Below are 25,909 nucleotides of genomic sequence, written 5' to 3'. Positions count from 1 at the left end.
ACCGATGCAGCCACCAATCAACGAATAGAAGGCGATCTCCCTTGGGCGCCTGACAGTCGGCTATGTTAAAACTCTGTACTCGCTCAACCCTTGTCCAACAGGAGCCCGCATGCCGTCCTCTGCCAAACCGCTCTCAGGTCTGAAAGTCATCGAATTGGGTACCTTGATCGCCGGCCCGTTCGCCTCGCGCATTTGCGCTGAATTCGGTGCCGATGTGGTCAAGGTCGAGTCGCCGGACGGCGGCGATCCATTGCGCAAATGGCGCAAGTTGTACGAGGGCACCTCGCTGTGGTGGTTCGTCCAGGCACGCAATAAAAAGTCGCTGACGCTCAACCTCAAGCATCCGGACGGCCAGGCGATCCTGAAGAAACTGCTCAGTGAAGCGGACATCCTGATCGAGAACTTCCGCCCCGGCGTACTGGAAAAGCTTGGCCTGGGCTGGGACGTCCTGCATGCACTGAATCCAAAGCTGGTCATGGTGCGGCTCTCTGGCTTCGGCCAGACCGGCCCGATGAAGGATCAACCCGGGTTTGGCGCAGTCGGCGAATCCATGGGCGGCCTGCGCTACATCACCGGGTTCGAGGATCGGCCGCCGGTGCGCACCGGGATCTCCATCGGTGACTCGATTGCCGCGCTGTGGGGCGTGATCGGTGCCCTCATGGCCCTGCGTCACCGCGAGGTCAATGGCGGTCAGGGGCAAGTAGTGGACGTGGCGCTGTACGAGGCGATCTTCGCCATGATGGAAAGCATGGTGCCGGAGTTCGACGTGTTCGGCTTCATCCGCGAGCGCACCGGCAACATCATGCCGGGCATCACGCCCTCTTCGATCCACACCAGTGCCGATGGCAAGCATGTGCAGATCGGCGCCAATGGCGATGCCATCTTCAAGCGTTTCATGCTGCTCATTGGCCGGGAAGACCTGGCCAACGATCCGCTGCTGGCCAGCAACGACGGCCGCGACAGCCGTCGCGACGAAATCTACGGGGTCATCGATCGCTGGGTCAATTCACTGCCCCTGGACACCGTCATCGAGCGTTTGAACCAGGCCGACGTACCGGCCAGCCGGATCTTCAGCGCCGAAGACATGTTCAGCGATCCTCAGTACCTCGCCCGGGAAATGTTCCTGCAGGCCAAGCTGCCCGATGGCAAGGACTTCAAGATGCCAGGGATCGTGCCGAAACTCTCAGAGACACCCGGTGATTGTGAATGGGTCGGCCCGCAACTGGGTGAGCACAATGCCCAGGTACTCCAGGAACTTGGCTATGACGCGTCGCAGATCACACAACTGCGCAAAGACGGAGCCATCTGAGCTCAAGCGTTTGTTTGCGCGACTCATCAAGCCCGGCCTGCTGTTGGCCGGGCGACGCCTGCGCGCATTGGCGAGCCTGGCCCTGATCGTTACGCTGGCCTCGCCCGTGTCCGCGCAGCCCAAGGAATCCCTGGTCTGGCTGAAACGCGATCTACCGCCGCTGTTCATTTTCAACGGACCGGAAAAAGGCCAGGGGGTCATCGATCAATTGCTCCGGCAGCTGATCGCCGGCATGCCGCAGTACCGGCACAGCGTGATGAAGGTCAATCGTGCCCGTGGCTTGCAAATGCTTCACGAACCCTCCCTCACCTGCGATGCGGCGCTGAACTGGAGCAAGGAGCGCGAAAGCTGGATCGCATTTTCCCTGCCGGTCTTTCGCGCCATGAGCAATGGCCTGGCCGTGCGCAGCAACGATCGGGAGATACTGACGCCGTTCCTCAAGGATGGAGAGGTAGACCTGGCGGCCCTGTTGGCCACCGGCAACGTGACCTTGGGCATTGTTGCCGAACGCAACTATGGCGAATACCTTGACGCCCTGCTCAAACAGGCGCCGGGCAAGGCGCTGACGCTTCATTACGGCAATGACGCCTTGGGCAGCCTGCTGCAAATGCAACGCCTGGGACGCCTGCAGTTGCTGTTGGGCTATCGCCCGGAGATTCGCTATCAGGCGCGACAACAAGGGATCGCGGAAGAGGAGCTGCAGTTCTATCCGGTTCGTGGCACCGGCAGATACCTGTCCGGCTACATCGGCTGCACCAATACGCCCCAGGGACGGCAGGCGATCATCGAGATCAACCAATTGCTGCGCGCCCTGCCCCGAGACCATTTGAGCGAGGCGTATGCCGGCTGGCTCGACCCGCAAAGCCGCAGCGACTACCTGCGAGAAGCCCGGGAATTTTTCGAGCATCAGGACGGCTACTGACAATTGCCAGGCAAAAAGAAACCCCGAGAAGTGGGGAGACGACTCGGGGTTAAACGTGGTCTTTCAAAGACCAGTAACAGCAAGCGACAAGCACCGGAGCACAATGCTTGATCCCGCTGTTACTGGATCTGACGATGAGGATGCAGGAAGGTTCCCACAACCGGCCATTCAATTTCGGCTAGCCACCAACTTGTCCTGTGCCGCATTGCGCAACGCTGCGATAACGCAGGGCTCCAGGCGTCCTTCGGCAATCAGCACATCGCGGTGCAGACCGTCGACGACATCCGTCAACTGACGCTTGTCGGCCAACTGCGCCTGATTGAACACCCGATCGACCACTATGGCACCGATTGCATTCTTCAAGGTCACCCGGCATTCGCCATGTATGCCTGACGGGGTCAACGTCACCTGGTACGGGCTCAGAGCCTCACCGAGCAATAGACTGATACTTTCCATCCGATCACCACTCAATAGTCCGAAAACAAAGTGCCTGGGGCGTGTGTACTGTAAATGACCGCTGGGCCGAGTAGAAAGTTCTGAAAACCGCGTGCAGGTGAGCCTGCGCCTGCGGTCGATAGAGCATGCACGGCGAAGATGACAGGGAAAAAACATCAGCCTTACACCTGTCCGGCCAAACGGCGCCTCCAGCGTAGCGAGAGCAAACCACACAGGCTGGCGGCCAACAGGCCCCAGCCAGCCCATGGGGCAAATTGCTGCCAGGCTGTCGGGAGGGGATCGCCATTGAGCCACTTCGAACGCAAGGCACGTAGTTCAGCGGGAGGAAAAGCCTCGAGGGCCTTGTTGAGGATACTGAGCAGTTGCGATTGGCCTTTGCGTACCGTCAGGTAGTCCGGGTCCCACTGGGCTTCCACGATTTGCCCCACCTGAAGCTGGCCCAAGGGCAAGAGTCGTGCGCCTGTTTCGCTTTCGATGGTGGCATGGGCCTCCCCGCTTTCCACCAGCGCGCGGGCTTGCGCATAGGTCTTGACCGAACGCAACTCGATGCTGGGGTGGTCACGACGAATCACCGCCTCCAGCACATGCCGGGTCGGCAGTACCAACACGCGCTTGGCCAACTGCTGCAGTGACTCGACCTGCGGTGCCCCGGCCCGCCCGACAAACACCCAGCCAGAGCCGCCATAGGAATGGCTGAAATCCAGGAACACCTTGCGCTCGTCATTCATTGCCAGCGTCGTGCTCATGTCCGCTTCTGCGCGCTCCAGGCTTTGAAGCATATGCTCGATGGAGAATGACTCGACATGGACAAAACGCAGCCCCGTCATGGCGCTGATGCGATCGAGCATGTCCCTGTTAAGACCGCTCCACTGGCCCTGTTCATTCTTGAACAGGTAGCGCGGGTATTCCAGCGACGCTACCTTGACGGGCGGTTGCCCGGCAATCCATTCAAGTTCCAGGGCATCCAGCGCGATCCGCACACCGGCGCCCGCCTTTGCCGGTTCACGAGCCGGTTCAGGCGCGGCGATTGCCCACTGAGCCATGATGCCCAGGACACTGAGCAATAGCAGCCAGCACGCCGCTGGCCTGGATTGTCTGTAAACCGGCATTGCCACTTCCTTGCAGAACCGCTCGCCCCTCTCCGTGGGCGAATCCTGTTGGCAAGTGTGGCATGCAAAAACAACAAAGCCCGTCAGGAGACGGGCTTTGTTGTGTGACAGGGTTTGCCCGTTACAAAGGCTTACCGCGGTTACCGTGTTGGCTGACGAAGGCCTGCACGGCCTTCAGGTCATTCGGCAATACGGTGCAGCGCTCGTCTCTTTCAAACAAATCAGAAAGATGTGCAGGCAGCTCGAGGGCTTTTCCTACACCGGCTTTTTCCACGGCGTCCGGGAATTTGACCGGATGGGCCGTGCCCAGGATCACCATCGGGATATCCAGGCTGCGACGGCATTCGCGTGCGGCCTTGACGCCGATCGCGGTGTGCGGGTCCAGCACTTCACCGGTCTGTTCAAAGACCTCGGCGATGGTTTCGCAGGTTTGCTCATCGTCCACGGCCAGCGAGTCGAACAGTTTGCGCGCTTCCGTCCAGCGCTCCTGCTCGACGCTGAAACCGCCGCCCTGCTTGAAGCTGTCCATCAGCCCGGCAATCGCCGCGCCGTTGCGACCGTGCAGGTCGAACAGCAGGCGTTCGAAGTTCGAGGACACCATGATGTCCATCGACGGCGACAGGGTCGCGTGCAGCGTTTCCTTGACGTACTGGTTGCCGCTCATGAAGCGGTGCAGGATGTCGTTACGGTTGGTGGCGACGATCAACTGGTTGATCGGCAGGCCCATGTTGCGTGCCAGGTAGCCGGCGAAGATGTCGCCGAAGTTACCGGTTGGCACCGAGAACGCCACCGAGCGCGCCGGACCGCCCAGTTGCAGGGCTGCGTGGAAGTAGTAGACGATCTGGGCCATGATCCGCGCCCAGTTGATCGAGTTTACCGCCACCAGGCGTGTGCCCTTGAGGAAGCCCTGGTCGGCGAAGCTCGCCTTGACCATTTCCTGGCAGTCATCGAAGTTGCCTTCGATGGCGATGTTGTGGATGTTCTCGCCGAAAATGGTCGTCATCTGCCGACGCTGCACTTCGGACACACGGTTGTGTGGGTGCAGGATGAAGATGTCGACGTTTTCGCAGTGCTTGCAACCTTCGATGGCCGCCGAGCCGGTATCGCCGGAAGTGGCGCCAACGATCACCACGCGCTCGCCGCGTTTTTCCAGCACGTAGTCGAGCAGGCGCCCGAGCAGTTGCAGGGCGAAGTCCTTGAACGCCAGGGTCGGGCCGTGGAACAGCTCCAGCACCCATTCGTTGCCGTTCAACTGACGCAGCGGCGCGACGGCGCTGTGGGCAAACACACCGTAGGTTTCTTCAAGGATCTTTTTGAAATCGGCATCCGGGATGCTGCCGGTGACGAACGGACGCATAACGCGGAAGGCCAGCTCGTGATACGGCAGGCCGGCCCAGGAAGCGATTTCTTCCTGGGTGAAACGTGGCAGGTTTTCCGGGACGTACAGACCGCCGTCGGTGGCAAGGCCTGCCAGCAGGACGTCTTCGAAATTCAGGGCCGGTGCCTGGCCGCGGGTACTGATGTAACGCATGACTGACTCCATTGGGACAGTGTTCGCAATGCCGGGCGCCGGTCACGGCGCCCGGTAATCGATAACGGCTTAGTTCAGGTGCTCGACGCGAATCCGCACTACCGGGCCAACCACGCCCTGGAGCGCTTCCAGTGCCTCGATGGCGTCGTTGATACGCTGTTCCACCACACGGTGGGTCAGCAGGATCATCGGCACCAGGCCATCGTGCTCCTCGGCTTCCTTCTGCATGATCGACTCGATGTTGATGCCACGCTCGGACAGGATGCTGCCCACCTGGGCCAGGACGCCCGGATGATCCTTGGCCTGGATCCGCAGGTAGTACGCGCTTTCGCAGGCATCGATCGGCAGGATCGGGTGCGCCGACAGCGAGTCCGGCTGGAACGCCAGGTGCGGTACGCGGTTTTCCGGGTCCGAGGTCATGGCGCGAACCACGTCCACCAGGTCGGCAATCACCGACGAAGCGGTCGGCTCCATGCCGGCGCCCGCGCCGTAGAACAGGGTCGAACCGGCGGCGTCGCCGTTGACCATCACCGCGTTCATCACGCCGTTGACGTTGGCGATCAGGCGATCGGCCGGGATCAGCGTCGGGTGCACGCGCAGCTCGATACCGGCCGCGGTGCTGCGCGCCACGCCCAGGTGCTTGATGCGGTAGCCCAAGGCTTCGGCGTAATTCACGTCAGCGGTGGTCAGCTTGGTGATGCCTTCGGTGTAGGCCTTGTCGAACTGCAACGGGATGCCGAAGGCAATGGACGCCAGGATCGTCAGTTTGTGCGCCGCATCGATACCTTCGACGTCGAAGGTCGGGTCGGCTTCGGCGTAGCCCAGGGCTTGGGCTTCGGCCAACACGTCTTCGAAGGTACGGCCTTTCTCCCGCATCTCGGTGAGAATGAAGTTGCCGGTGCCGTTGATGATGCCAGCCACCCAGTTGATGCGGTTGGCGGACAGGCCTTCACGGATCGCCTTGATCACCGGGATGCCGCCGGCCACGGCCGCTTCGAACGCAACGATCACGCCCTTCTCGCGTGCCTTGGCGAAAATTTCATTACCGTGAACGGCGATAAGCGCCTTGTTCGCGGTGACCACATGCTTGCCATTCTCGATGGCCTTGAGTACCAGCTCGCGGGCAACGGTGTAGCCGCCCATCAGCTCTATGACGATGTCGATCTCAGGGTTCGTGGCCACTTCGAAGACATCGGTGGTAATCGCAATACCGGTCGTTTGGAACTGAGGCTTTGGCGTGCGCGTGGCAATTTGTGCCACTTCGATTCCACGCCCGGCACGACGAGCAATTTCCTCGGCGTTGCGCTGAAGTACGTTGAAGGTACCGCCACCGACGGTCCCTAACCCACAGATGCCTACTTTGACCGGTTTCACTGTGAACTCCCCATAAAACGGCCGACTCGAGGCCGGCCGTGAAAACAGCCGCATGCTCGCGGCTCACTATTGATGGCCCGACTGAGCTGCCGTCGGACCACACGCGTCAAAGGCTGACTAGAATTACTTGGCGCCCAGCGCCAGTTTGGCGACTTGTGGCGCTGGCTGGTAGCCCGGAATGACCTGACCGTCCGCCAAAACGATGGCCGGTGTGCCGTTCACACCAATCGACTGGCCGAGGGCGAACTGCTTGGACACCGGGTTATCGCACTTGGCGGCCTTGATTTCCTTGCCATCGACCATTTTGTCCATGGCGGCTTTCTTGTCTTTGGAGCACCAGACCGCCTGCAACTGCTCGTCACCCGGCGAACCCAGGCCCTGGCGCGGAAACGCAACATAGCGCACTTCGATGCCGCGCTTGTTCAGTTCAGGCACTTCGGCGTGCAGTTTATGGCAGTACGGGCAGGTGGTGTCGGTGAACACGGTGATGTGCGACTTGGTTTCACCAATGGCCGGGTACACCACGGTTTCCGCGACAGGGATCGCATTGACCAGTTTGGAAACGCCCAGGCGTTCGGTCTTCTCGGTCAGGTTGACCGGCTTGCCGTCCTTGAGCTGGAACATGTAGCCCTGGACGACGTACTGGCCGTCAGCACTGGCGTACAGCACGCGGCTGCCCTGGAGCTTGACTTCATACAGGCCCGGCAGCGGGCTGGCGGAAATACTTTCCACCGGAACTTCGAGCTGGAGGTTTTCCAGGCTTTTACGAATGGCTTTATCGGCCGCGTCATCGGCGACGGCAAAGGTGCTGACCAACGCAATGGCGGCGGCGGCGAAAATCTGGGTCAGACGCATGAGAACTCCTGAAGGCGGACAAATGGGACGCTCAGAACGCCCGTGCCGAAACACCGGGTCATAAACGCCCATCGTGCAAACCGGCAAAGCCTACCACATAAGGCTCGCGTGGCCGACTCCCGGTGATACAAGGCATCGCAGACCGTTTTTCTGTGGGAGCGAGCCTGCTTGCGAAAGCAGTGTGCCAGCCAAAGATGGTGTAGCGGGTCCACCGCATTCGCGAGCAGGCTCGCTCCCACAGGGGACAACATTAGCCTCGAGGGTGGTGTTTGGCGTGCAGGTCCTGCAAACGCGCCCGGGCGACGTGGGTATAGATCTGCGTGGTCGACAGGTCGCTGTGGCCGAGCAGCATCTGCACCACCCGCAGGTCCGCACCGTGGTTGAGCAGATGCGTGGCGAACGCATGGCGCAAGGTGTGCGGCGACAGCGACTTGCCGATCCCGGCAACCTTGGCCTGGTGCTTGATCCGGTGCCAGAACGTCTGGCGGGTCATCTGCTCGCCGCGCTGGCTGGGGAACAGCACATCGCTGGGCCGCCCGCCGAGCAACTCGCCGCGACCATCGCGCAGATAACGTTCGACCCAGACAATCGCCTCCTCGCCCATCGGCACCAGCCGCTCCTTGCTGCCCTTGCCCATCACCCGCAACACGCCCTGGCGCAGGTTGACCTGCTCCAGCGTCAGGCTGATCAGCTCTGTCACCCGCAGGCCACAGGCATAGAGCACTTCGAGCATGGCGCGGTCGCGCTGGCCGATGGCTTCGCTTAAATCCGGCGCCTTGAGCAAGGCTTCGACGTCAGCTTCCGACAGGGATTTGGGCAAGGGCCTGCCCAACTGCGGCATGTCCACGCGCAAGGTCGGATCGATGGCGATCAGCTTTTCCCGCAGCAGATAGCGATAAAAGCCGCGCACACCCGAGAGAAATCGCGCCGTGGATCGGGGTTTGTAGTTCTGTTCCAGACGCCAGGCCAGGTGATCGAGAATCAATTCTCGACCGGCATTGACCAGTTCCAGGCCCTTCTCCTGCAGCCAGCCGTTGAACAGGGCCAGATCGCTGCGATAGGCATCGCGGGTGTTGTCGGACAGGCCTTTTTCCAGCCAGAGAGCGTCGAGGAACTGGTCTATCAGGGGGTGATCGATGGCGGGCATAAAGGCTCAGGTGGGACCGGCAACACGGTCAACGAAGATAAATCGCGGGCAACAAAAAAGCAGCCCGTAGGCTGCTTTTTTCTGCATCGGAAGCTGGACTTAAGCCAGTTTTTCCTTGATGCGAGCTGCTTTACCCGACAGGTCACGCAGGTAGTACAGCTTGGCTTTACGTACGTCACCGCGACGCTTGACAGCCATGCTGTCGATTTGCGGGGAGTAGGTCTGGAAAGTACGCTCTACGCCAACACCGTTGGAGATCTTACGCACGGTGAATGCACTGTTAACGCCGCGGTTACGCTTGGCGATTACAACGCCTTCGAACGCTTGCAGACGCGAACGGTCGCCTTCCTTCACTTTCACCTGAACGACAATGGTGTCGCCCGGGGCAAAGGTAGGGATCTCTTTGGTCATCTGCTCTGCTTCGAGTGCAAGGATGATTTTGTTAGTCATGCTGTGCTCCTAAGGTAAATCGTCGGATCTACCATCGATACGTTGTTAACTATCGTCCCGCTCGCGGATGTATTCCTCGAGCAGCTTCTTCTCTTCTCCAGAAAGCGAGCGGCTTTCCAGAAGATCGACGCGTCGTTCAAAGGTCCGACCAAGGGACTGCTTTAAACGCCAACGCCGGATGTGCGCGTGATTGCCACTTAGCAATACGTCGGGAACACGCTGATCCGCATACACCTCCGGTCGGGTGTAGTGCGGGCAATCCAGCAAACCATCCGTAAAGGAATCTTCCTCGGCGGAGTCCGCATGCCCTAAAGCTCCAGGCAGCAGTCGTGTAACCGCATCGATCAGGACCATCGCCGGCAGCTCGCCGCCAGACAGTACATAGTCGCCAATCGACCACTCTTCATCGACATGAGCATCAATAAAACGCTCGTCAATGCCTTCATAACGACCGGCAATCAGGATCAATGCATCCAGATTCGCCAACTCGCGTACCGCCGACTGAGTCAGTTGACGGCCTTGGGGGGACAGGTAAATCACCTTCGCTCCCTCCCCGGCGGCTGCCTTGGCCTCGACCAGAGCATCTTCCAGGGGCTTGATCTTCATCACCATGCCCGGACCACCGCCAAAAGGGCGATCATCCACAGTGTGATGTCGATCCGTCGTGTAGTCTCGCGGGTTCCAACAGGTGAGCTGCAACAGCCCCTGTTTCACCGCCCGACTGGTGATGCCGTACTCGCTGATGGCGGAGAACATCTCGGGAAACAAACTGATCACTTCTACGCGCAAATTAGCCACGCTTAGAAATCCGCATCCCAATCCACCTTCATCTCACCTGCGGCCAGGTCGACGGCCAACACGCATTGCTCGGTATAGGGCAACAGGCGTTCGCGATCATCCAGGCTGCCAGCGCAAGGCTTGACCACCATTACATCATTGGCGCCGGTTTCCAGAAGATGATCGATTTTCCCGAACAGTTGCCCGTGGGTATCGATGACCTTCAAACCTTCCAGCTGGTACCAGTAGTACTCGCCGTCGGTCAATTCAGGGAACAGGTTGCGCGGCACGCAGATCTCATAACCGGCCAGAAGACGCGCTTCTTCACGATCATCAAGACCCTTGAGCTTTGCGACCAGGAACTTGTCGTTCCCGCGTCCGCTGACCAGCTCTACCTGCTTTACATTGCCGTCACGCTTGAGCGTCCAGGTTTTGTAATCCAGCAGGTTCTTAATCGGATCAGTAAAGGAATACACCTTCACTTCGCCGCGAACGCCGTGAACCGAGTAAATCTTGCCGATAACGATCAAATCATCAGCAGCAGCTGGCGTCGCGTTCATATTGCTCAGGCCGCAGCCTTAGCAGATTCCTTCAACAACTGAGCAACGCGCTCAGAAGGTTGTGCACCAACGCTCAGCCAGTAGGCTACGCGCTCTTGGTTCACGGACAGACGAACTTCTTGACCACGAGCAACAGGGTTGAAGAAACCAACCTGTTCCTTGTGCGAACCGTCGCGCGGGTTGCGGCTGTCGGTTACGGTCAAGTGGTAAAACGGGCGCTTTTTGGAGCCGCCAAGGGCAAGACGGATTGTTAGCATGTGAACATCGTTCCTGTAGTCGGTGCTGCAAATCTAAAGGCACAGCGGGCATGGGTGCCCGAAAGGCCGCATATTCTAAGGAATATCCGGACTTTTGCAAATGACTTTTTCCGGCTGCCTTTCGGCCGCCATCAAGATTTGCTATAGAGCCGTCGGTAAAAACGGCCGGTCAGCTCCCGCCAAGTGCGGGTTTGCTGTGAATCCCACGTCCGTGTGGGCTGCGCAAGAGCAAGCCCTTGCGCGAATTCTTTACATTTTTGGCATGCCGCCGCCGGGCAACATACCGCCCATGCCGCGCATCATCTTGGCCATTCCGCCTTTGGCGGTGAATTTCTTCATCATCTTCTGCATCTGCTTGTGCTGCTTGATCAAGCGACCGATGTCCTGCACCTGGGTGCCGGAACCCATGGCGATACGACGCTTGCGCGAACCACTGATCAGCTCAGGGTCACGGCGCTCGGCCGGGGTCATGGAGTTGATGATGGCTTCCATTTGCTTGAACTGTTTCTCTGCCGCGCTCTGGGCATTGCCCATTTGCGCCAGGTTCACACCGCCCATGTTCGGCAGTTTGTCCATGAGGCCGCCGAGGCCGCCCATGTTCTTCATCTGTTGCAGCTGGTCACGGAAGTCTTCGAGGTCGAAGCCCTTGCCCTTCTTCAGCTTCTTGGCCAGCTTGTCGGCCTTGTCCTTGTCGAGGGTCGCTTCCGCCTGCTCGATGAGGCTGAGCACGTCGCCCATGCCGAGGATGCGCGAGGCAATACGCTCCGGGTGGAACGGGTCGAGCGCTTCGCTCTTCTCACCCATACCGATGAACTTGATCGGCTTGCCGGTGATGGCACGCACCGACAGGGCGGCACCGCCACGGGCGTCGCCGTCGACCTTGGTCAGGATCACGCCGGTCAGTGGCAGCGCATCGCCGAAGGCCTTGGCCGTGTTGGCGGCGTCCTGGCCGGTCATGGCATCGACCACGAACAATGTTTCGACCGGATTGATCGCGGCGTGCAACGCCTTGATCTCACCCATCATCTCTTCATCGATGTGCAGGCGGCCGGCGGTATCGACGATGACCACGTCGATGAATTTGAGTTTTGCTTCCTTGATAGCCGCCTGCGCGATCGCGACCGGCTTCTGGCTCAGGTCGGACGGGAAGAAGGTAACACCGACTTCACCCGCGAGCATTTCCAGCTGCTTGATCGCCGCTGGGCGATAAACGTCCGCGGACACGACCATGACCGACTTTTTCTTGCGCTCTTTAAGGAAGCGCGCAAGTTTGCCGGCGGTGGTGGTTTTACCAGCACCCTGCAAACCGGCCATCAGGATGACCGCTGGCGGCACGGCGCTCAGGTTCAGGTCTTCGTTGGCCGCGCCCATCAGGCTTTCGAGTTCGGCCTGGACGATCTTCACGAAGGCCTGGCCCGGCGTCAGGCTGCGCGACACCTCGGTGCCGACAGCGCGTTCCTTGACCGAATTGACGAAGTCCTTGACCACCGGCAGGGCGACGTCGGCTTCGAGCAACGCCATGCGCACTTCGCGCAGGGTGTCTTTGATGTTGTCTTCGGTCAGCTTCGCCTTGCCGGTGACATGGCGCAGCGTCTGCGAGAGACGGTCGGTTAAGTTTTCAAACATTGCGCGATCCTTTCAGGCCCTGTGTAGACCGGGATAATGGCGGCCCAGACCGGACTAAACGTGTGCTCGGCGAGCCTGCGGCGTGGGCAGGTCGCGGATTATAGCGAAGACTGCGTCTGGCGGACACCTCGCACTTTCGTGTCGCGTGGGTTCTATGCCAAACTCAGCGCCTTTCGGGCTTGCCTAACAGGACTTATGCTCCCCTTGTCACCCAGTTTGCTTGCTACCCTCGCCGCCGCCTGCTTATACGCCGCTGCGACCTTCTATCAAGGCACTCGCCTGGCCACCGGAGCCAAGGCCAACAAGCGCCTGCTGGTTACGCTCGGCGTGCTGGCGGTGCTGGCCCACAGCGCCAGCCTGGTGACCCACCTGCTGACCCCGATTGGCCTGGGCCTGGATTTTTTCAGTGCCGCCAGCCTGATTGCCGCTGCGGTCATCGCCCTGACGCTGCTGGCCTGCTCACGCATTCCGGTGGAAAACCTGCTGGTGCTGCTGTTCCCCCTGGGTGCATTGACCGCGCTGCTGGCACAGTTCGCACCCACCGGTACTGTGCAAATCATCGACGAGGAGCCAGGCATTCTCGCCCACATCCTGTTGTCGATCCTCGCCTATGGCATGTTCACCATTGCAGTGTTCCAGTCGCTACTGCTGCTGCTCCAGGATCATCAACTCAAGCACAAGCATCCCTCCGGGCTGATCAAGAACTTCCCGCCACTGCAAACCATGGAGAGCCTGCTGTTCGGCTTCCTTTGGGCCGGCTGGACACTGTTGTCGCTGTCGCTGATCTCCGGCTGGCTGTTTGTCGACAACCTGTTCGCCCAGCACCTGGTGCACAAGACCCTGCTGGCCTGCCTGGCCTGGATCGTCTTCAGCGTGCTGCTCTGGGGCCGTAACCACCTTGGCTGGCGAGGTCACAAGGCCATTCGCTGGACCCTGGCCGGTTTCTGCCTGTTGATGCTGGCGTATTTCGGCAGCAAGCTGGTTCGTGAATACATCCTGCACATCTGACGGGCGGCAATAATGGACGACTTGCCCATAGGGCCGATGCTTGCAGTAGTAGCCTTGCTGATATTGTGGTCGGGGCTGTTTACTGCCATAGAAGCCGCGCAGCAGCACCTGCTGGCCCAGCGCAATGCATCGCGCGCCAGCGACAAACCGCTGGCCAGGTTGAGCTTCCCCCTTGTCAGCCTGATCTTCTGCAATACCCTGTGCCGCGCCCTGGTCATGGTCATCTGTACCCTGCTGGCGATTTTTACCTGGGCTGAAAACGGCCCGTGGCTGGCGTGTGCGGGCGCCGGCGCCCTTCTGTTGATCCTGGCCGACTACCTGCCGCGAGCCCTCGCCACCCGTCATCCGGACGCAATCCTGGCCCTGGGCAACAACTTGCTGGCCATCCCCCTGAAGCTTGTATATCCGGCAGCGTGGCTGCTCAATGCCATCAGCCAGTTGCTGTTGCGCCCGTTCGCTCGCAAAGCCAATGTCGTGCAACAGAGCGAAGACGAGCCCGTACCGCCGCGGCACGACCCTCACGGCCATCAAGAGCATGCTGTCAGCCGTCCGCACGCGCTGCCGGGCATCCATGCACTGGATAACATCACGGTCAACGACATCCTGGTGCCGCGCAGCGAGGTCGACGGGATCAACCTCGACGACCCGATCGAAGACATCATCGAGCAACTGCGCCACAACCAGCGCACCCGCCTGCCGGTGTTCCACAGCGACATCAACCAAGTGGAAGCGGTGCTCAATACCCGGCAAATCGGCCATTTGCTACCCGACGGCAGCCTGACCCTGGAAGCCTTGCTGGCGGCCTGTCGCGAACCCTACTTCGTCCCTGAAAGCACCCCGCTGCAATTGCAATTGCTGAACTTCCACAAGCAACAGCGGCGCGTGGGCATGGTGGTCGACGAATATGGCGAAGTCCTGGGTATCGTCACCCTCGAAGACATTCTCGAAGAAATCGTCGGTGAATTCGAAAGCCAGCAAAGCCAGGACAACCCACACATCCATCCACAGGCCGATGGCCGCCTGGTGATCGACGGTGCCGCCTCGATCCGCGACTTGAACAAGAGCCTCGGCTGGCACCTGCCCAGCGACGGCCCGAAAACCCTGAACGGCCTGGTGACCGAAGCGCTGGAAACCATCCCGGACTGTCCGGTATGCCTGAAAATCGGCCGCTATCGCCTGGAAATTCTCGAAACCGAGGACAACCGTGTCACGCGGGTGCTGATCTGGCACAACAGTTCTGTACCGGCAGTTGCATCAGTCCAATAACCGTTAAAAGATCGCAGGCTGCGATCTTTTTTGCACTTGTTGAATCGTTAGCCACCTTCCTATAATCGAACGGCTTACCCAAGCCTCGCCGTCCCGTGCTTACCCTGCACATCGCAAGTTCCGGCCTGACCATCAGACACGCCCGCTACAAACCGACGCCTGCTCCGACCTGGAACGGCGACCCGCGCCTGCACCCACATCCCTGGGTAACCGACCATAATAATTCGCTCCACTGGGGCACATGACAGTCAGGGATTACCGCATGACGACCAGCACGACCTACAACGACGCCACACCCGCACCGGTGAACTCCGCCAGCCGCGTGGCCACCGCGAGCTTCATCGGCACGGCCATCGAGTTCTACGACTTCTACGTCTATGCCACCGCAGCCGCGCTGGTGATTGGCCCGGTGTTCTTTCCACAGACCTCCGGCACGGCCCAGATGCTCTCGGCCTTCCTCACATTCGGCATCGCCTTCCTGGCACGACCGCTGGGTTCGGCGTTGTTCGGGCACTTTGGCGACCGCATCGGCCGTAAATCGACCCTCGTGGCCTCCCTGTTGTTGATGGGTGTGTGCACCACGCTGATCGGCGTGCTCCCGGGTTACGACAGTATTGGGGCCTGGGCACCGATCCTGCTGTGCGTGCTGCGCTTCGGCCAGGGCCTGGGACTGGGCGGCGAATGGGGCGGTGCCGCCTTGCTCGCCACGGAAAATGCCCCGAAGGGCAAGCGCGCCTGGTTCGGCATGTTCCCGCAATTGGGCCCCTCCATCGGCTTCCTCGCGGCCAACGGCCTGTTCCTGACCTTGGCCATGACGCTGGATGATCAACAGTTCCGCTCCTGGGGCTGGCGGATTCCGTTCCTGCTCAGCGCGGCGTTGGTGATGGTCGGCCTGTACGTGCGACTCAAACTCCACGAAACACCGGTGTTCGCCAACGCCATGGCGCGCCAGGAACGGGTGAAGATCCCGCTGGTGGAACTGTTCAGCCAATACTGGGTACCGGTATTGCTGGGGGCCGGTTCGATGGTGGTGTGTTATGCGCTGTTCTACATCTCGACCGTTTTCTCGCTGAGTTACGGCGTGGCGACGCTCGGCTACAGCCGCGAAACCTTCCTCGGCCTGCTGTGCTTCGCGGTGCTGTTCATGGCCGCGGCCACGCCGCTCTCAGCCTTGGCCAGCGACCGTTACGGGCGCAAACCGGTGCTGATCGTCGGCGGTGTGCTGGCGATCCTCTCGGGCTTTTTGATGGAGCCTCTGCTGACGCAAGGTTCGACCTGGAGCGTGGCGCTGTTCCTGTGCATCGAACTGTTTCTGATGGGCGTGACGTTTGCGCCGATGGGCGCGCTGCTGCCAGAGCTGTTCCCGACCCACGTGCGATACACCGGCGCCTCGGCAGCGTACAACCTGGGCGGGATCGTCGGGGCTTCGGCGGCACCTTTCTTTGCGCAGAAACTGGTGGCGATGGGCGGACTGAGTTACGTCGGCGGGTATGTGTCGGGGGCGGCGGTGCTGAGCCTGATCGCCGTGCTGTGCCTGAAGGAAACGCGCAATAACGACCTGAATCGAGTCTCATAAGAGCGTAGGAACGATCAGAAGCTTCGCGAGCAGGCTCGCTCCCACATGGTTCTGGTGTACACCGATCCAATGTGGGAGCGAGCCTGCTCGCGAATGCCGCGCCGCGGTTAGAGCTCTACCACAACTGCCTGGGATGCGCGGGTTGCCTTGGCACGAGCCGCCTCGATCGACTCATCCCGCGCCAGCGCCACACCCATCCGGCGCTGGCCATTCACTTCAGGCTTGCCAAACAGACGCAATGCCGTATCCGGCTCGCTCAACGCTGCACCCAGGTTGGCAAACGCGGTCTGGGTCGACTGCCCTTCCACCAGGATCACCGACGAAGCCGACGGGCCGAACTGACGGATCAGCGGAATCGGCAGCCCCAGGATCGCCCGTGCATGCAGGGCGAATTGCGACAGGTCCTGTGAAATCAACGTCACCAGACCGGTGTCGTGCGGACGCGGCGACACTTCGCTGAACCACACCTGATCACCCTTGATGAATAGCTCGACGCCAAACAGGCCACGGCCACCCAAGGCCTCTGTCACCGCCTTGGCCACGCGCTCGGATTCCGCCAGCGCCACCGGGCTCATGGCCTGAGGCTGCCAGCTTTCCTGGTAATCGCCTTTCTCCTGGCGATGACCGACCGGTGCACAGAAGGTGGTGCCACCGACGTGACGCACGGTCAGCAAGGTAATCTCATAATCGAAATCGATGAAACCTTCGATGATCACCCGGCCTTTACCGGCACGACCGCCTTCCTGGGCATAATCCCAGGCCTTCTTCACGTCATCGACGCTGCGCAGCAGGCTCTGGCCCTTGCCCGACGAGCTCATGACAGGCTTGACCACGCAGGGGAAACCGAGGTCTTCGACGGCCTTGCTGTAATCCTCGAAGGTGTCGGCGAAGTGGTAAGGCGAGGTCGGCAGGTCCAGCTCTTCGGCGGCCAGGCGACGGATGCCCTCGCGGTTCATGGTCAGCTGTGCGGCCCGCGCGGTGGGGATCACGGTGAAGCCTTCGGACTCCAGTTCCACCAGGGTCGCGGTGGCAATGGCTTCGATTTCCGGCACGATGAAGTGCGGCTGCTCGGCTTCGATGACCGCGCGCAGTGCCGCGCCATCAAGCATGTTGATCACGTGGCTGCGATGCGCCACCTGCATGGCCGGCGCATTGGCGTAGCGATCCACGGCAATCACTTCAACGCCCAGGCGTTGCAGCTCGATCACCACTTCCTTACCCAGTTCGCCACAGCCACACATCAATACGCGGGTCGCGGTGGGCGACAATGGAGTTCCGATACGGGTCATCTCAAGTCCTCAAGAAGCGGATCATCGAGGGATGCGGCGCCTGGCGCGCTTCCCATGGGGAGAAAGCGCGGCATTTTACATGAACCGCAGGGTTTGGCTTCAGCTGACGAGTGCCTGCTTGCGCAAGCGCCAGGCCATGATCAGCCATACCGCCGTGACGCCGGCGAACTTGGACCCCAGTGCGGTGAGAATCACCCCCGGGGTCAGCGCGTCGATCATGCCGAAGAAGATAAACGTATCGAGCGGAATGCTCAGGGCTGAACTTATCCACAGTCGATCGTGCAACGGGCGCCGGGTGATGCTGAACACCAGCCAGTCGATGCACTCCGACACGGCAAATGCCGTGGCGCTGGCCAGGGCGATAGAGGGATCGGAGGTGATGTACGACAACACCAGCGCCGCCAACATCGCCGCGATTGCGCCGTGACCGAAGCGGATTTGCACCATGTCGCGCAACACGAACACCAGGCCGCCCCAGGCCGACCAGATGATGTCCAGGTGCGGGGCAGTGGAGAAGGCGTAGTTGATCAGCACGACGCTGCCGATATAGGCGATCAGGAAGAACATGGAGGCACCTGTCAATTTGGCGCACAGGGTACTTCAACCAAACGCCAAATCAAAAGATCGCAGCCTGCGGCAGCTCCTACACGGGATCAAATGTAGGAGCTGCCGCAGGCTGCGATCTTTTGATCTTATCGGCCGGGTGTCTTGCCGATCATCCACACCAACCCACTGGCCTTGGCCCGCTCATGGCACAACGCCAACACCGTGCGGCGCTCGTCGTTGCTCATGCGGCTCCAGCGGGTGATTTCCTCTACCGTGCGCTGACAGCCCGTGCAAATGTCATCGTCGTCCAGTGCGCAGATATTCACACAAGGCGATGCAACCGGGCGTTCGGGAGTGCTCATTCTTCCTGCTCAGCCAGGTCGCGTGCATAGCGCTGTGAGTTATGCACATAGTGGGCGGCGCTGGCCTCCAGCATCTTTTTCTGCTGTTCGGTCAGCTCGCGCACCACTTTGCCGGGGGAACCCATGACCAGCGAACCGTCGGGTATTTCCTTGCCTTCGCCGATCAGCGAATTGGCGCCGATGATGCAGTTCTTGCCGATTTTCGCGCCGTTGAGGATCACCGCATTGATACCGATCAGGCTGTAGTCACCCACGGTGCAGCCGTGCAGCATGGCGTTGTGGCCGATGGTCACGCCGGTGCCGATGGTGAGCGGGTAACCCATGTCGGTATGCATCACGGTGCCATCCTGGACGTTGCTGTCCTTGCCGATCAGGATCAGCTCGTTGTCGCCCCGCAACACGGCGTTGAACCAGACGTTGGCGCCCTCTTCCAGTTTGACCTTGCCCACCAGCACGGCGTTGGGAGCGACCCAGCTCTGTGGATGGGTCTCGACACGGGCGTCGCCCAGGCGGTATTTCATCTTGTTGTCCTCAAGGCTCAGGCAGCGGCGTGTTCAAGCCATTCGAGTGATGGCTTCAGGTATTGATAAAGCTTTTAGGTGGTAGATGCAGGCTGATTTTCGCGTCATAGAGCAGATTGATCAACTCGACAATCATGATCGCCGTCAGGCCCCAGATCTTGAATTCACCATAGCGATAACTCGGCACGTACCAGCTTCGTCCCTGGTAATCGATGCGATGGGTGTGCTCGCGCGGGTCTTCGCGAAAGAACTCCAAGGGCACACTGAACACGGCGGCGATCTCGGCATCGTTGGCCCGGTACTCGACAAAATCCGGAATCACCCCGACATAAGGTGTGACCTTGATGCCGTGCAGGGAGATCAACGGGCTCAGCGGTCCGATCACTTCGACCAGGCCCGGTGGCAGGCCGATTTCTTCTTCGGCTTCGCGCAGCGCGGTAAAAACCAGGTCGGGGTCTTCAGGGTCGCGGCGACCACCGGGAAAGGCGACTTCGCCACCATGGGTCGACAGCCCGCTGGCGCGCAGGGTCAATACCAGTTCCGGCTCGTCACTGCGGGTGATCGGCACCAGGACGGCGGCCTCTGGGAAACGTCGGTCGGTCTCCAACGTACGCGGTGTGTGGTGACTTACCCGATGCAGTAGCTCGTCCAGCATGAGTGTTCTCGATCAGTGCCTTACCCTGCATCATGCACCAATCGCTCCGGTCGCCCAACCCCCCGGACAGTGGCATGTCGCGAAACGACAACTTGCCGACAGCCACCACCGCACGCCAAGATAGGCGCAGCATTCAGGAACCCAAGCATGAAATTTTGCAGTCAGTGCGGCAACCCGGTGACCCAACGCATTCCCGAGGGCGATTCACGCCTGCGTTTTGTCTGCGACAGCTGTCACGCCATTCACTACCAGAACCCCAACATCGTCGCCGGTTGCGTCGCGACCTGGGGCACCCAGGTCCTGTTGTGCCGCCGCGCCATCGAGCCGCGCCGGGGCTATTGGACCCTGCCCGCCGGTTTCATGGAAAACGGTGAGACCATCGAGCAGGCGGCCATTCGCGAGACGGCCGAGGAAGCCTGCGCCCGAGTGCGCAACCTGAGCATCTATACGTTGATCGATGTGCCGCACATCAGCCAGGTGCACGTGTTCTTCCGCGCCGAGTTGGCGGACCTGGATTTTGCCGCCGGTATAGAGAGCCTGGAGGTGCAACTATTCGACGAAGCCGACATCCCTTGGGACGAGCTGGCTTTCCGCACGGTGGGCCGTACCTTAGAATGCTTCTTCGCTGACCGGAAGACCGAAGTCTATCCCGTGCGGTCCGAATCAATCCCGCCGCTGGTTCAGTCTGTCATCACTTGATGTCATCTTGGTATCATCACCCGGCGCACACAGATCGTCCGAACTCGGCCCGGACCTTCGGCAGCGCCTGCAAAAACACCTATAAATAGATATATGGTCGCGACACCTCTTGGGGAATCGTTTCAATGCGCTGGTTGCTTGCCCTGTTCTGCTTGTCGTTCATCACGGTGTCCCAGGCTACTGCCATGGAGCCCCTGGATGGCAAGGTCATCGAGAAAATCCTGGTTCTCAAGTCGGCCCATCAATTGCAGTTGATCAATGACGGCAAGCCGTTCAAGACCTATCGCATTTCCCTGGGTAAACGGCCCAAGGGCCCCAAGCTGATGGAAGGCGACAAACGCACACCAGAAGGTTTCTACTGGATCGACTGGCGCAAGGTCAGCGACCGCTTCAACCTGGCGATGCACATTTCCTACCCGAATATCACTGATTCCGCCCGCTCACGCCGTGAAGGCGTCGATCCCGGCGGCATGATCATGATCCACGGCACCCCCGACACCGAGGAAAACCCCGAGCACCTGTTCCACACCCTGGACTGGACCGACGGTTGCATTGCCATGCGCAACATGGACATGCGTGAAATCTGGAACCTGGTACCGGACGGCACGATGATCGAGATTCGCCCTTGATTTGACGAATGAGCGTTCCCATACCGTGGGAACGCTGCCCGTTTTGCCCTGCGCGCCATGCGTGTTACAGACTGATCCCCAGGACCTGTCCAGATCCTGAACGCTCCCCGAATATCCCCTCCCCCATTGAAACCACCCTCGGCCTGCCCCATCTAAGACCCATACCCCATTGCGCAGGTGCCCCATGAGCGACCAGCAAGCATTCCCCGAAGACCCCAGCGAATACGCCGACCCGGAACACGCCGAACACCACCACACCGGCAAGGGCCTCGCCCTGCCCGGCCAGAACCTGCCGGATAAGGTCTACATCATTCCGATTCACAACCGCCCTTTCTTCCCGGCCCAGGTGCTGCCGGTCATCGTCAATGAAGAACCCTGGGCTGAAACCCTCGACCTGGTCGCCAAATCCGAGCATCACTCCCTGGCCCTGTTCTACATGGACACGCCCCAGGAAGACCCGCGCCATTTTGATACCTCGGCGCTGCCGCTCTACGGCACCCTGGTCAAGGTGCATCACGCCAGTCGCGAAAACGGCAAATTGCAATTCGTCGCCCAGGGCCTGACCCGTGTGCGCCTCAAGACCTGGCTCAAGCACCACCGCCCGCCGTACCTGGTGGAAGTCGAGTACCCGCACCAGCCCACCGAGCCGACCGACGAGGTCAAGGCCTACGGGATGGCGCTGATCAATGCGATCAAGGAACTGCTGCCCCTCAATCCGCTGTACAGCGAAGAGCTGAAGAACTACCTCAACCGCTTCAGCCCCAACGATCCATCGCCGTTGACCGACTTTGCCGCCGCACTGACGTCGGCGACCGGCAGCGAACTGCAGGAAGTGCTCGACTGCGTGCCCATGCTCAAGCGCATGGAAAAAGTCCTGCCAATGCTGCGCAAGGAGGTCGAGGTCGCACGCCTGCAAAAAGAGATTTCCGCCGAGGTGAACCGCAAGATCGGCGAACATCAGCGCGAATTCTTCCTCAAGGAACAACTCAAGGTCATCCAGCAGGAGCTGGGGCTGACCAAGGACGATCGCAGCGCCGACATCGAACAATTCGAGCAACGGCTGGCCGGCAAGGTGCTGCCAGCGCAGGCGCAGAAGCGCATCGAAGAGGAGATGAACAAGCTGTCGATCCTCGAGACCGGCTCACCGGAGTACGCGGTCACGCGCAACTACCTTGACTGGGCGACTTCGGTGCCTTGGGGTGTGTACGGCGAGGACAAGCTGGACCTCAAGCACGCGCGCAAGGTGCTGGACAACCACCATGCCGGCCTCGACGATATCAAGGACCGCATCCTCGAGTTCCTCGCGGTCGGTGCCTACAAGGGTGAAATCAGCGGCTCCATCGTGCTGCTGGTGGGACCGCCGGGCGTGGGCAAGACCAGCGTCGGCAAATCCATCGCCGAATCCCTCGGTCGACCGTTCTACCGCTTCAGCCTCGGCGGCATGCGCGACGAAGCGGAAATCAAGGGGCACCGCCGTACCTACATCGGTGCGATGCCGGGCAAACTCGTGCAAGCGCTGAAAGACGTCGAAGTGATGAACCCGGTGATCATGCTCGACGAAATCGACAAGATGGGCCAAAGCTACCAGGGCGACCCGGCCTCGGCGTTGCTGGAAACCCTCGACCCGGAGCAGAACGTCGAATTCCTCGACCACTACCTGGACCTGCGCCTGGACCTGTCGAAGGTGCTGTTCGTCTGCACCGCCAACACCCTGGATTCGATTCCCGGCCCCCTGTTGGACCGGATGGAAGTCATCCGCCTGTCGGGTTACATCACCGAAGAGAAAATCGCCATCGCCAAACGCCACCTATGGCCCAAACAGCTTGAGAAGGCCGGGGTCTCGAAAGGCAGCCTGAGCATCAGCGACAGTGCCCTCAGAGCGCTGATCGACGGTTATGCCCGTGAAGCCGGCGTTCGCCAGCTGGAGAAAAATCTCGGCAAACTGGTGCGTAAAGCCGTGGTGAAGCTGCTCGAAGATCCAGGCGCGGCGATCAAATTTGGTCCGAAAGACCTCGAAGCTTCATTGGGCAAACCCGTATTCCGTAATGAACAAGTACTGTCCGGGACGGGAGTAATCACCGGCCTGGCCTGGACCAGCATGGGCGGTGCAACCCTGCCGATCGAAGCCACGCGCATTCATACCCTCAATCGCGGTTTCAAGCTCACCGGGCAACTGGGCGAGGTGATGAAAGAGTCCGCGGAAATTGCCTACAGCTACGTCAGCTCCAATCTGAAGTCGTTTGGCGGTGATCCGAAATTCTTCGACGAAGCCTTCGTGCACCTCCATGTGCCGGAAGGCGCCACTCCAAAAGACGGCCCGAGCGCTGGCGTGACCATGGCCAGTGCCCTGTTGTCGCTCGCACGCAACCAGCCGCCGAAAAAAGGCGTGGCCATGACCGGCGAACTGACGTTGACCGGGCATGTACTGCCGATTGGCGGGGTTCGGGAGAAGGTGATTGCAGCGCGGCGGCAGAAGATTTTCGAGCTGATCTTGCCGGAGCCCAACCGTGGCAGCTTTGAAGAACTGCCGGACTACCTCAAGGAAGGGATTACCGTGCACTTTGCCAAGCGATTTGCGGATGTGGCGAAGGTGTTGTTCTAGTCACACGCTGAAGTGGCCAGAGCCTGCTCTGGCCACTTCACACATGATTTTCTGAACAGCTATCGCGATCGGATATAAAAAACTGTCATTAATGACAGTGTCAAACCCATTATTAATGTCCTAGCCTGTCACTCGACTACCCGACCATCTTCAAGGGACGAGCACATTATGTCGACTGATAATACTCAGCGCGGGACGAAGGCTAGCGGTTATTTCGAATGGACTATCAAAGAAGAAAAATTCTATACCGACCAAATTTATATAACGCACGAAAGACTTAACATGGAAATTAACGGTTATATCGATTTTGCGGGCTCGAACCAAAAAATAATGACAGTTCTTATCGATCCCAACACCCCTGGCGGGGAGCAAACGTTTGATCCTCAATCATGGCTAAAGTCAGTGAGTTACCAAACTGAAAGCGGATTGGCTTATGCCATTAGCGGGACATACACTGCCACTCTCAACCACCTCACTAAACAGCACAAGTTATCGTTCGACTTACTGTTTGGTGGCGGTCAATCCATTCAATGTGAGCTCGACGTCAGCGAGTAGATACTTAATCCGCTTATATGCGCACCACTGACGCCAGAGCCTGTACGCTAGCAGTTCCTCGACCCGGCTCTGGTCACATTTTGTCTCATCTTCAGTTATGCTCGCCGTTCGTCGTGAATGCCGGAGCCGCTGACCCCATGTCCCCCACCCGCCTGCTTGTTCCCCTCGCCCTCGCCTTGCTGGCCGCCTGTGCCACGCAATCGAAACACAACGTGACCGTGGAAAAACAAAGCGAATGCCCGGTGCAGCTCACCAGCGGACAGAACCTGATCCTGACCCTGCCCAGCAATCCGACTACGGGTTACCGCTGGTCGATCCAGGACTCGGCCGGTGGCGTGTTGCGCGCGCTCAGCCCTGAGGTCTACAGCAACCCGGAAGATGCCGGCGTCGTGGGTGCTGCCGGCGTTTCGACCTGGCGATTCCAGGCGTTCGCCCCCGGCACTGGACGCTTACGCTTGACCTCGCAACAACCTTGGGCACCGGAAGTGCTTCCGGTGGACGCTTTCGACTGCGCCATTTCGGTCAACTGACCATGGGCTGGCTGATTCTGGCGCTGATGGGCGCAGTGACTTTTCTCTATGGCCTGAGCGTGCACGCTGCGCTGCTCTGCCTGTTGGTCAAGCCGCTGCCTGTCCTGGCCCTGCTCGGCTGGCTGCACGACGCACCACCCGGCGAGTATCGGCGCTGGATCAGTCTTGGACTGATTTTCTCCCTGGTCGGCGACGTGTTGCTGGCATGGCCGGGGGATTTGTTTGTGTTCGGCCTCGGGGCGTTTCTCGTCGCCCACCTGGCTTATCTGAAAGCTTATTTAACGGACTGCAGACGGTTGGCCCTGTTGCCACTGGTTTTGGCCCTCGGGGTCGGCGCGGTTCTGCTGGGGATACTGATTGCCCACGATCTCGGGCCTTTGCTGATTCCGGTGATCGTCTATGGCCTGGCGATCAGCGCCATGCTCTGGCGCTCACTGGCGCGCCTGGGTACCGATGTGCCCAAGCGTTCGGCGCTGCTTGCGGCAGCCGGAGCCGTGGCGTTCGTGTTTTCCGATAGCGTGATTGGTATCAGCCGCTTTGTGGTGCCGTTTGATGCGGCGCCGTACGTGATCATCCTCAGTTATTGGCTGGGGCAATGGGGCATCACGGCATCGGCGTTCGATCAAAAACTGCGTTAGATCGCGAAGGGACGCAAAGCGTCCCGGACGGCATTCCCACGCAGAGCGTGGGAACGATCAATTCATACATTGTCATTAATGTCTTTTGAAACCTGTTAGTTCGAATAGTCGCCCGGACCGCTCGCAGGCCGTACATTCAAGATTCCAACAATCCTTGAAGAGACAGGCCCCATGGATATCCAGCAACGAAGAAGTTTTGTCGACAGTCGCATCCATGTTGAAATGAAATTCCGCCAGTGCTGTCAGAAAAATTATCTGAGTGCCACCTTTCAGGATCGCGAGGAGTTCAACTCAGAGGAGTTTTACATCAGCGTCGGCTCCCGGGAAATATTGGCTGTTTTCAAAGCGGGAGAAAAAGACACCCCTGAAGACCGCGCTTTCGATATCTACATCCCTAAAAACATCGAAACCGGTTACTACGAATTAAACTCACCGGATCAACGGATAGAAATCGCCTTGACTGAAAAATTCCCGACTTACACCAGTTACTGGGCATTCAAGGGCGCAATGAATCTGGTCGTTAACGCTGACAAGCAAGAATACTCCGGCACATTCAATGTCAGCTTCAAGGACAAACAAAACCGTGAGTTTGTATCCCAAGCCAAATTTGCTTTTTCTGTGGAAGCTTGAATACAGGTAACCGACGGAGCCGTGTCGTTC

At 59.8% G+C, this 25,909-nt stretch carries 27 protein-coding genes and 1 pseudogene; 12 read left to right on the top strand and 16 right to left on the bottom strand.

Annotated elements, in window-relative coordinates; all coding sequences use genetic code 11:
• Positions 1-109: 109 nt before the first annotated feature.
• Positions 110-1,309 (top strand): CaiB/BaiF CoA-transferase family protein, encoded by a 1,200-nt coding sequence (locus tag QLG10_RS18315; protein ID WP_110755135.1) that lies wholly within the window; start codon positions 110-112, stop codon positions 1,307-1,309.
• Positions 1,263-2,231, top strand: a complete 969-nt coding sequence (locus QLG10_RS18310; protein ID WP_110755136.1) for a TIGR02285 family protein — start codon at positions 1,263-1,265, stop codon at positions 2,229-2,231. Before QLG10_RS18315 ends, QLG10_RS18310 begins: the two co-directional genes overlap by 47 nt.
• A gap of 168 nt (positions 2,232-2,399) precedes the next feature.
• On the opposite strand, the gene QLG10_RS18305 is transcribed toward QLG10_RS18310, so the two are convergent.
• The 11 genes and pseudogenes from QLG10_RS18305 to ffh all read right to left on the bottom strand — a co-directional run bounded on the left by QLG10_RS18305 (position 2,400) and on the right by ffh (position 12,373).
• Complete coding sequence (locus tag QLG10_RS18305; RefSeq protein ID WP_020795651.1) at positions 2,400-2,687, bottom strand: DUF3509 domain-containing protein; 288 nt, start codon at positions 2,685-2,687, stop codon at positions 2,400-2,402.
• A gap of 173 nt (positions 2,688-2,860) precedes the next feature.
• Positions 2,861-3,796: pseudogene (locus QLG10_RS18300) on the bottom strand (transporter substrate-binding domain-containing protein); the annotation flags it as partial.
• A gap of 121 nt (positions 3,797-3,917) precedes the next feature.
• On the bottom strand, positions 3,918-5,327 hold the full coding sequence (gene thrC, locus QLG10_RS18295) for a threonine synthase (protein WP_020795649.1): 1,410 nt from the start codon (positions 5,325-5,327) through the stop codon (positions 3,918-3,920).
• 69 nt (positions 5,328-5,396) lie between these two features.
• Positions 5,397-6,701 (bottom strand): homoserine dehydrogenase, encoded by a 1,305-nt coding sequence (locus QLG10_RS18290; RefSeq protein ID WP_110755152.1) that lies wholly within the window; start codon positions 6,699-6,701, stop codon positions 5,397-5,399.
• 123 nt (positions 6,702-6,824) lie between these two features.
• Positions 6,825-7,556, bottom strand: coding sequence for a bifunctional protein-disulfide isomerase/oxidoreductase DsbC (gene dsbC, locus QLG10_RS18285; RefSeq protein WP_034149004.1), 732 nt, complete (start codon positions 7,554-7,556; stop codon positions 6,825-6,827).
• Between the two features lie 250 nt (positions 7,557-7,806).
• Positions 7,807-8,703 carry a site-specific tyrosine recombinase XerD gene (gene xerD / locus QLG10_RS18280; RefSeq protein WP_110755138.1) on the bottom strand — a complete coding sequence of 299 codons (897 nt, stop codon included), beginning with the start codon at positions 8,701-8,703 and terminating at the stop codon, positions 7,807-7,809.
• Between the two features lie 99 nt (positions 8,704-8,802).
• Positions 8,803-9,153, bottom strand: coding sequence for a 50S ribosomal protein L19 (rplS, locus tag QLG10_RS18275; protein WP_003175895.1), 351 nt, complete (start codon positions 9,151-9,153; stop codon positions 8,803-8,805).
• 45 nt (positions 9,154-9,198) lie between these two features.
• The gene (gene trmD / locus QLG10_RS18270) at positions 9,199-9,951 is read right to left on the bottom strand and encodes a tRNA (guanosine(37)-N1)-methyltransferase TrmD (protein ID WP_188265071.1); all 753 of its coding nucleotides are present in this window, start codon (positions 9,949-9,951) and stop codon (positions 9,199-9,201) included.
• 2 nt (positions 9,952-9,953) lie between these two features.
• Entirely contained in the window at positions 9,954-10,490 is a 537-nt protein-coding gene (gene rimM, locus QLG10_RS18265; RefSeq protein WP_020795643.1) for a ribosome maturation factor RimM, read from the bottom strand.
• 5 nt (positions 10,491-10,495) lie between these two features.
• Positions 10,496-10,747, bottom strand: a complete 252-nt coding sequence (gene rpsP, locus QLG10_RS18260; protein ID WP_003198088.1) for a 30S ribosomal protein S16 — start codon at positions 10,745-10,747, stop codon at positions 10,496-10,498.
• A gap of 249 nt (positions 10,748-10,996) precedes the next feature.
• A complete protein-coding gene (ffh, locus tag QLG10_RS18255; RefSeq protein ID WP_020795642.1) occupies positions 10,997-12,373 on the bottom strand; it encodes a signal recognition particle protein in 1,377 nt (458 codons plus the stop codon).
• A gap of 195 nt (positions 12,374-12,568) precedes the next feature.
• On the opposite strand from ffh, the gene ccsA reads away from it, so the two are divergent.
• From ccsA to QLG10_RS18240, 3 genes are all read left to right on the top strand, one after another.
• The gene (ccsA, locus tag QLG10_RS18250; RefSeq protein ID WP_110755139.1) at positions 12,569-13,381 is read left to right on the top strand and encodes a cytochrome c biogenesis protein CcsA; all 813 of its coding nucleotides are present in this window, start codon (positions 12,569-12,571) and stop codon (positions 13,379-13,381) included.
• Positions 13,382-13,393: 12 nt separating this feature from the next.
• A complete protein-coding gene (locus QLG10_RS18245) occupies positions 13,394-14,647 on the top strand; it encodes a transporter associated domain-containing protein (protein ID WP_282487788.1) in 1,254 nt (417 codons plus the stop codon).
• 262 nt (positions 14,648-14,909) lie between these two features.
• Entirely contained in the window at positions 14,910-16,223 is a 1,314-nt protein-coding gene (locus QLG10_RS18240) for an MFS transporter (RefSeq protein WP_188265069.1), read from the top strand.
• 107 nt (positions 16,224-16,330) lie between these two features.
• Here QLG10_RS18240 and purT read toward each other — a convergent pair whose 3' ends face one another.
• The 5 genes from purT to QLG10_RS18215 all read right to left on the bottom strand — a co-directional run bounded on the left by purT (position 16,331) and on the right by QLG10_RS18215 (position 19,596).
• Positions 16,331-17,512, bottom strand: a complete 1,182-nt coding sequence (gene purT, locus QLG10_RS18235; RefSeq protein ID WP_110755142.1) for a formate-dependent phosphoribosylglycinamide formyltransferase — start codon at positions 17,510-17,512, stop codon at positions 16,331-16,333.
• 99 nt (positions 17,513-17,611) lie between these two features.
• Positions 17,612-18,079, bottom strand: coding sequence for a hypothetical protein (locus QLG10_RS18230; RefSeq protein ID WP_020795637.1), 468 nt, complete (start codon positions 18,077-18,079; stop codon positions 17,612-17,614).
• Positions 18,080-18,204: 125 nt separating this feature from the next.
• Positions 18,205-18,420, bottom strand: coding sequence for a DUF1289 domain-containing protein (locus tag QLG10_RS18225; RefSeq protein ID WP_282487787.1), 216 nt, complete (start codon positions 18,418-18,420; stop codon positions 18,205-18,207).
• On the bottom strand, positions 18,417-18,941 hold the full coding sequence (locus QLG10_RS18220) for a gamma carbonic anhydrase family protein (protein ID WP_188265067.1): 525 nt from the start codon (positions 18,939-18,941) through the stop codon (positions 18,417-18,419). Before QLG10_RS18220 ends, QLG10_RS18225 begins: the two co-directional genes overlap by 4 nt.
• A gap of 55 nt (positions 18,942-18,996) precedes the next feature.
• Complete coding sequence (locus tag QLG10_RS18215) at positions 18,997-19,596, bottom strand: CoA pyrophosphatase (RefSeq protein ID WP_110755146.1); 600 nt, start codon at positions 19,594-19,596, stop codon at positions 18,997-18,999.
• Between the two features lie 147 nt (positions 19,597-19,743).
• Here QLG10_RS18215 and QLG10_RS18210 point away from each other — a divergent pair, with 147 nt between their 5' ends.
• The 7 genes from QLG10_RS18210 (at position 19,744) to QLG10_RS18180 (ending at position 25,879) form a co-directional block, all read left to right on the top strand.
• Complete coding sequence (locus tag QLG10_RS18210) at positions 19,744-20,295, top strand: NUDIX hydrolase (RefSeq protein WP_020795633.1); 552 nt, start codon at positions 19,744-19,746, stop codon at positions 20,293-20,295.
• A 125-nt stretch (positions 20,296-20,420) separates the two neighbouring features.
• Complete coding sequence (locus QLG10_RS18205) at positions 20,421-20,924, top strand: L,D-transpeptidase family protein (protein ID WP_188265066.1); 504 nt, start codon at positions 20,421-20,423, stop codon at positions 20,922-20,924.
• Positions 20,925-21,108: 184 nt separating this feature from the next.
• Positions 21,109-23,526, top strand: coding sequence for an endopeptidase La (gene lon, locus QLG10_RS18200; RefSeq protein ID WP_110755148.1), 2,418 nt, complete (start codon positions 21,109-21,111; stop codon positions 23,524-23,526).
• 168 nt (positions 23,527-23,694) lie between these two features.
• A complete protein-coding gene (locus QLG10_RS18195) occupies positions 23,695-24,081 on the top strand; it encodes a hypothetical protein (RefSeq protein WP_282487786.1) in 387 nt (128 codons plus the stop codon).
• A 137-nt stretch (positions 24,082-24,218) separates the two neighbouring features.
• On the top strand, positions 24,219-24,611 hold the full coding sequence (locus QLG10_RS18190) for a protease inhibitor I42 family protein (protein ID WP_110755150.1): 393 nt from the start codon (positions 24,219-24,221) through the stop codon (positions 24,609-24,611).
• Positions 24,612-24,613: 2 nt separating this feature from the next.
• Complete coding sequence (locus QLG10_RS18185) at positions 24,614-25,249, top strand: lysoplasmalogenase (RefSeq protein ID WP_282487785.1); 636 nt, start codon at positions 24,614-24,616, stop codon at positions 25,247-25,249.
• A 171-nt stretch (positions 25,250-25,420) separates the two neighbouring features.
• Positions 25,421-25,879: a hypothetical protein gene (locus tag QLG10_RS18180; protein ID WP_282487784.1), complete on the top strand. Its 459-nt coding sequence runs from the start codon at positions 25,421-25,423 to the stop codon at positions 25,877-25,879.
• Positions 25,880-25,909 lie beyond the last annotated feature (30 nt).

The organism is Pseudomonas sp. V98_8, from assembly GCF_029967975.1.
In the GTDB taxonomy this organism is placed as follows: Bacteria; Pseudomonadota; Gammaproteobacteria; order Pseudomonadales; family Pseudomonadaceae; genus Aquipseudomonas; species Aquipseudomonas umsongensis.
This window is presented reverse-complemented; position numbering and strand designations above follow the sequence as displayed.

Excerpts from the sequence above, each read along its gene's own strand:
- QLG10_RS18215 (WP_110755146.1), bottom strand. The coding sequence starts at position 19,596 with ATGCTGGACGAGCTACTGCATCGGGTAAGTCACCACACACCGCGTACG.
- QLG10_RS18240 (WP_188265069.1), top strand. The coding sequence starts at position 14,910 with ATGACGACCAGCACGACCTACAACGACGCCACACCCGCACCGGTGAAC.
- lon (WP_110755148.1), top strand. The coding sequence starts at position 21,109 with ATGAGCGACCAGCAAGCATTCCCCGAAGACCCCAGCGAATACGCCGAC.
- xerD (WP_110755138.1), bottom strand. The coding sequence starts at position 8,703 with ATGCCCGCCATCGATCACCCCCTGATAGACCAGTTCCTCGACGCTCTC.
- purT (WP_110755142.1), bottom strand. The coding sequence starts at position 17,512 with ATGACCCGTATCGGAACTCCATTGTCGCCCACCGCGACCCGCGTATTG.
- QLG10_RS18220 (WP_188265067.1), bottom strand. The coding sequence starts at position 18,941 with ATGAAATACCGCCTGGGCGACGCCCGTGTCGAGACCCATCCACAGAGC.
- dsbC (WP_034149004.1), bottom strand. The coding sequence starts at position 7,556 with ATGCGTCTGACCCAGATTTTCGCCGCCGCCGCCATTGCGTTGGTCAGC.
- QLG10_RS18185 (WP_282487785.1), top strand. The coding sequence starts at position 24,614 with ATGGGCTGGCTGATTCTGGCGCTGATGGGCGCAGTGACTTTTCTCTAT.
- QLG10_RS18180 (WP_282487784.1), top strand. The coding sequence starts at position 25,421 with ATGGATATCCAGCAACGAAGAAGTTTTGTCGACAGTCGCATCCATGTT.
- QLG10_RS18245 (WP_282487788.1), top strand. The coding sequence starts at position 13,394 with ATGGACGACTTGCCCATAGGGCCGATGCTTGCAGTAGTAGCCTTGCTG.
- QLG10_RS18310 (WP_110755136.1), top strand. The coding sequence starts at position 1,263 with ATGACGCGTCGCAGATCACACAACTGCGCAAAGACGGAGCCATCTGAG.
- QLG10_RS18305 (WP_020795651.1), bottom strand. The coding sequence starts at position 2,687 with ATGGAAAGTATCAGTCTATTGCTCGGTGAGGCTCTGAGCCCGTACCAG.
- ccsA (WP_110755139.1), top strand. The coding sequence starts at position 12,569 with ATGCTCCCCTTGTCACCCAGTTTGCTTGCTACCCTCGCCGCCGCCTGC.
- QLG10_RS18230 (WP_020795637.1), bottom strand. The coding sequence starts at position 18,079 with ATGTTCTTCCTGATCGCCTATATCGGCAGCGTCGTGCTGATCAACTAC.
- rpsP (WP_003198088.1), bottom strand. The coding sequence starts at position 10,747 with ATGCTAACAATCCGTCTTGCCCTTGGCGGCTCCAAAAAGCGCCCGTTT.
- QLG10_RS18205 (WP_188265066.1), top strand. The coding sequence starts at position 20,421 with ATGCGCTGGTTGCTTGCCCTGTTCTGCTTGTCGTTCATCACGGTGTCC.
- QLG10_RS18195 (WP_282487786.1), top strand. The coding sequence starts at position 23,695 with ATGTCGACTGATAATACTCAGCGCGGGACGAAGGCTAGCGGTTATTTC.
- ffh (WP_020795642.1), bottom strand. The coding sequence starts at position 12,373 with ATGTTTGAAAACTTAACCGACCGTCTCTCGCAGACGCTGCGCCATGTC.
- QLG10_RS18210 (WP_020795633.1), top strand. The coding sequence starts at position 19,744 with ATGAAATTTTGCAGTCAGTGCGGCAACCCGGTGACCCAACGCATTCCC.
- QLG10_RS18315 (WP_110755135.1), top strand. The coding sequence starts at position 110 with ATGCCGTCCTCTGCCAAACCGCTCTCAGGTCTGAAAGTCATCGAATTG.
- rimM (WP_020795643.1), bottom strand. The coding sequence starts at position 10,490 with ATGAACGCGACGCCAGCTGCTGCTGATGATTTGATCGTTATCGGCAAG.
- QLG10_RS18190 (WP_110755150.1), top strand. The coding sequence starts at position 24,219 with ATGTCCCCCACCCGCCTGCTTGTTCCCCTCGCCCTCGCCTTGCTGGCC.
- QLG10_RS18225 (WP_282487787.1), bottom strand. The coding sequence starts at position 18,420 with ATGAGCACTCCCGAACGCCCGGTTGCATCGCCTTGTGTGAATATCTGC.
- thrC (WP_020795649.1), bottom strand. The coding sequence starts at position 5,327 with ATGCGTTACATCAGTACCCGCGGCCAGGCACCGGCCCTGAATTTCGAA.
- rplS (WP_003175895.1), bottom strand. The coding sequence starts at position 9,153 with ATGACTAACAAAATCATCCTTGCACTCGAAGCAGAGCAGATGACCAAA.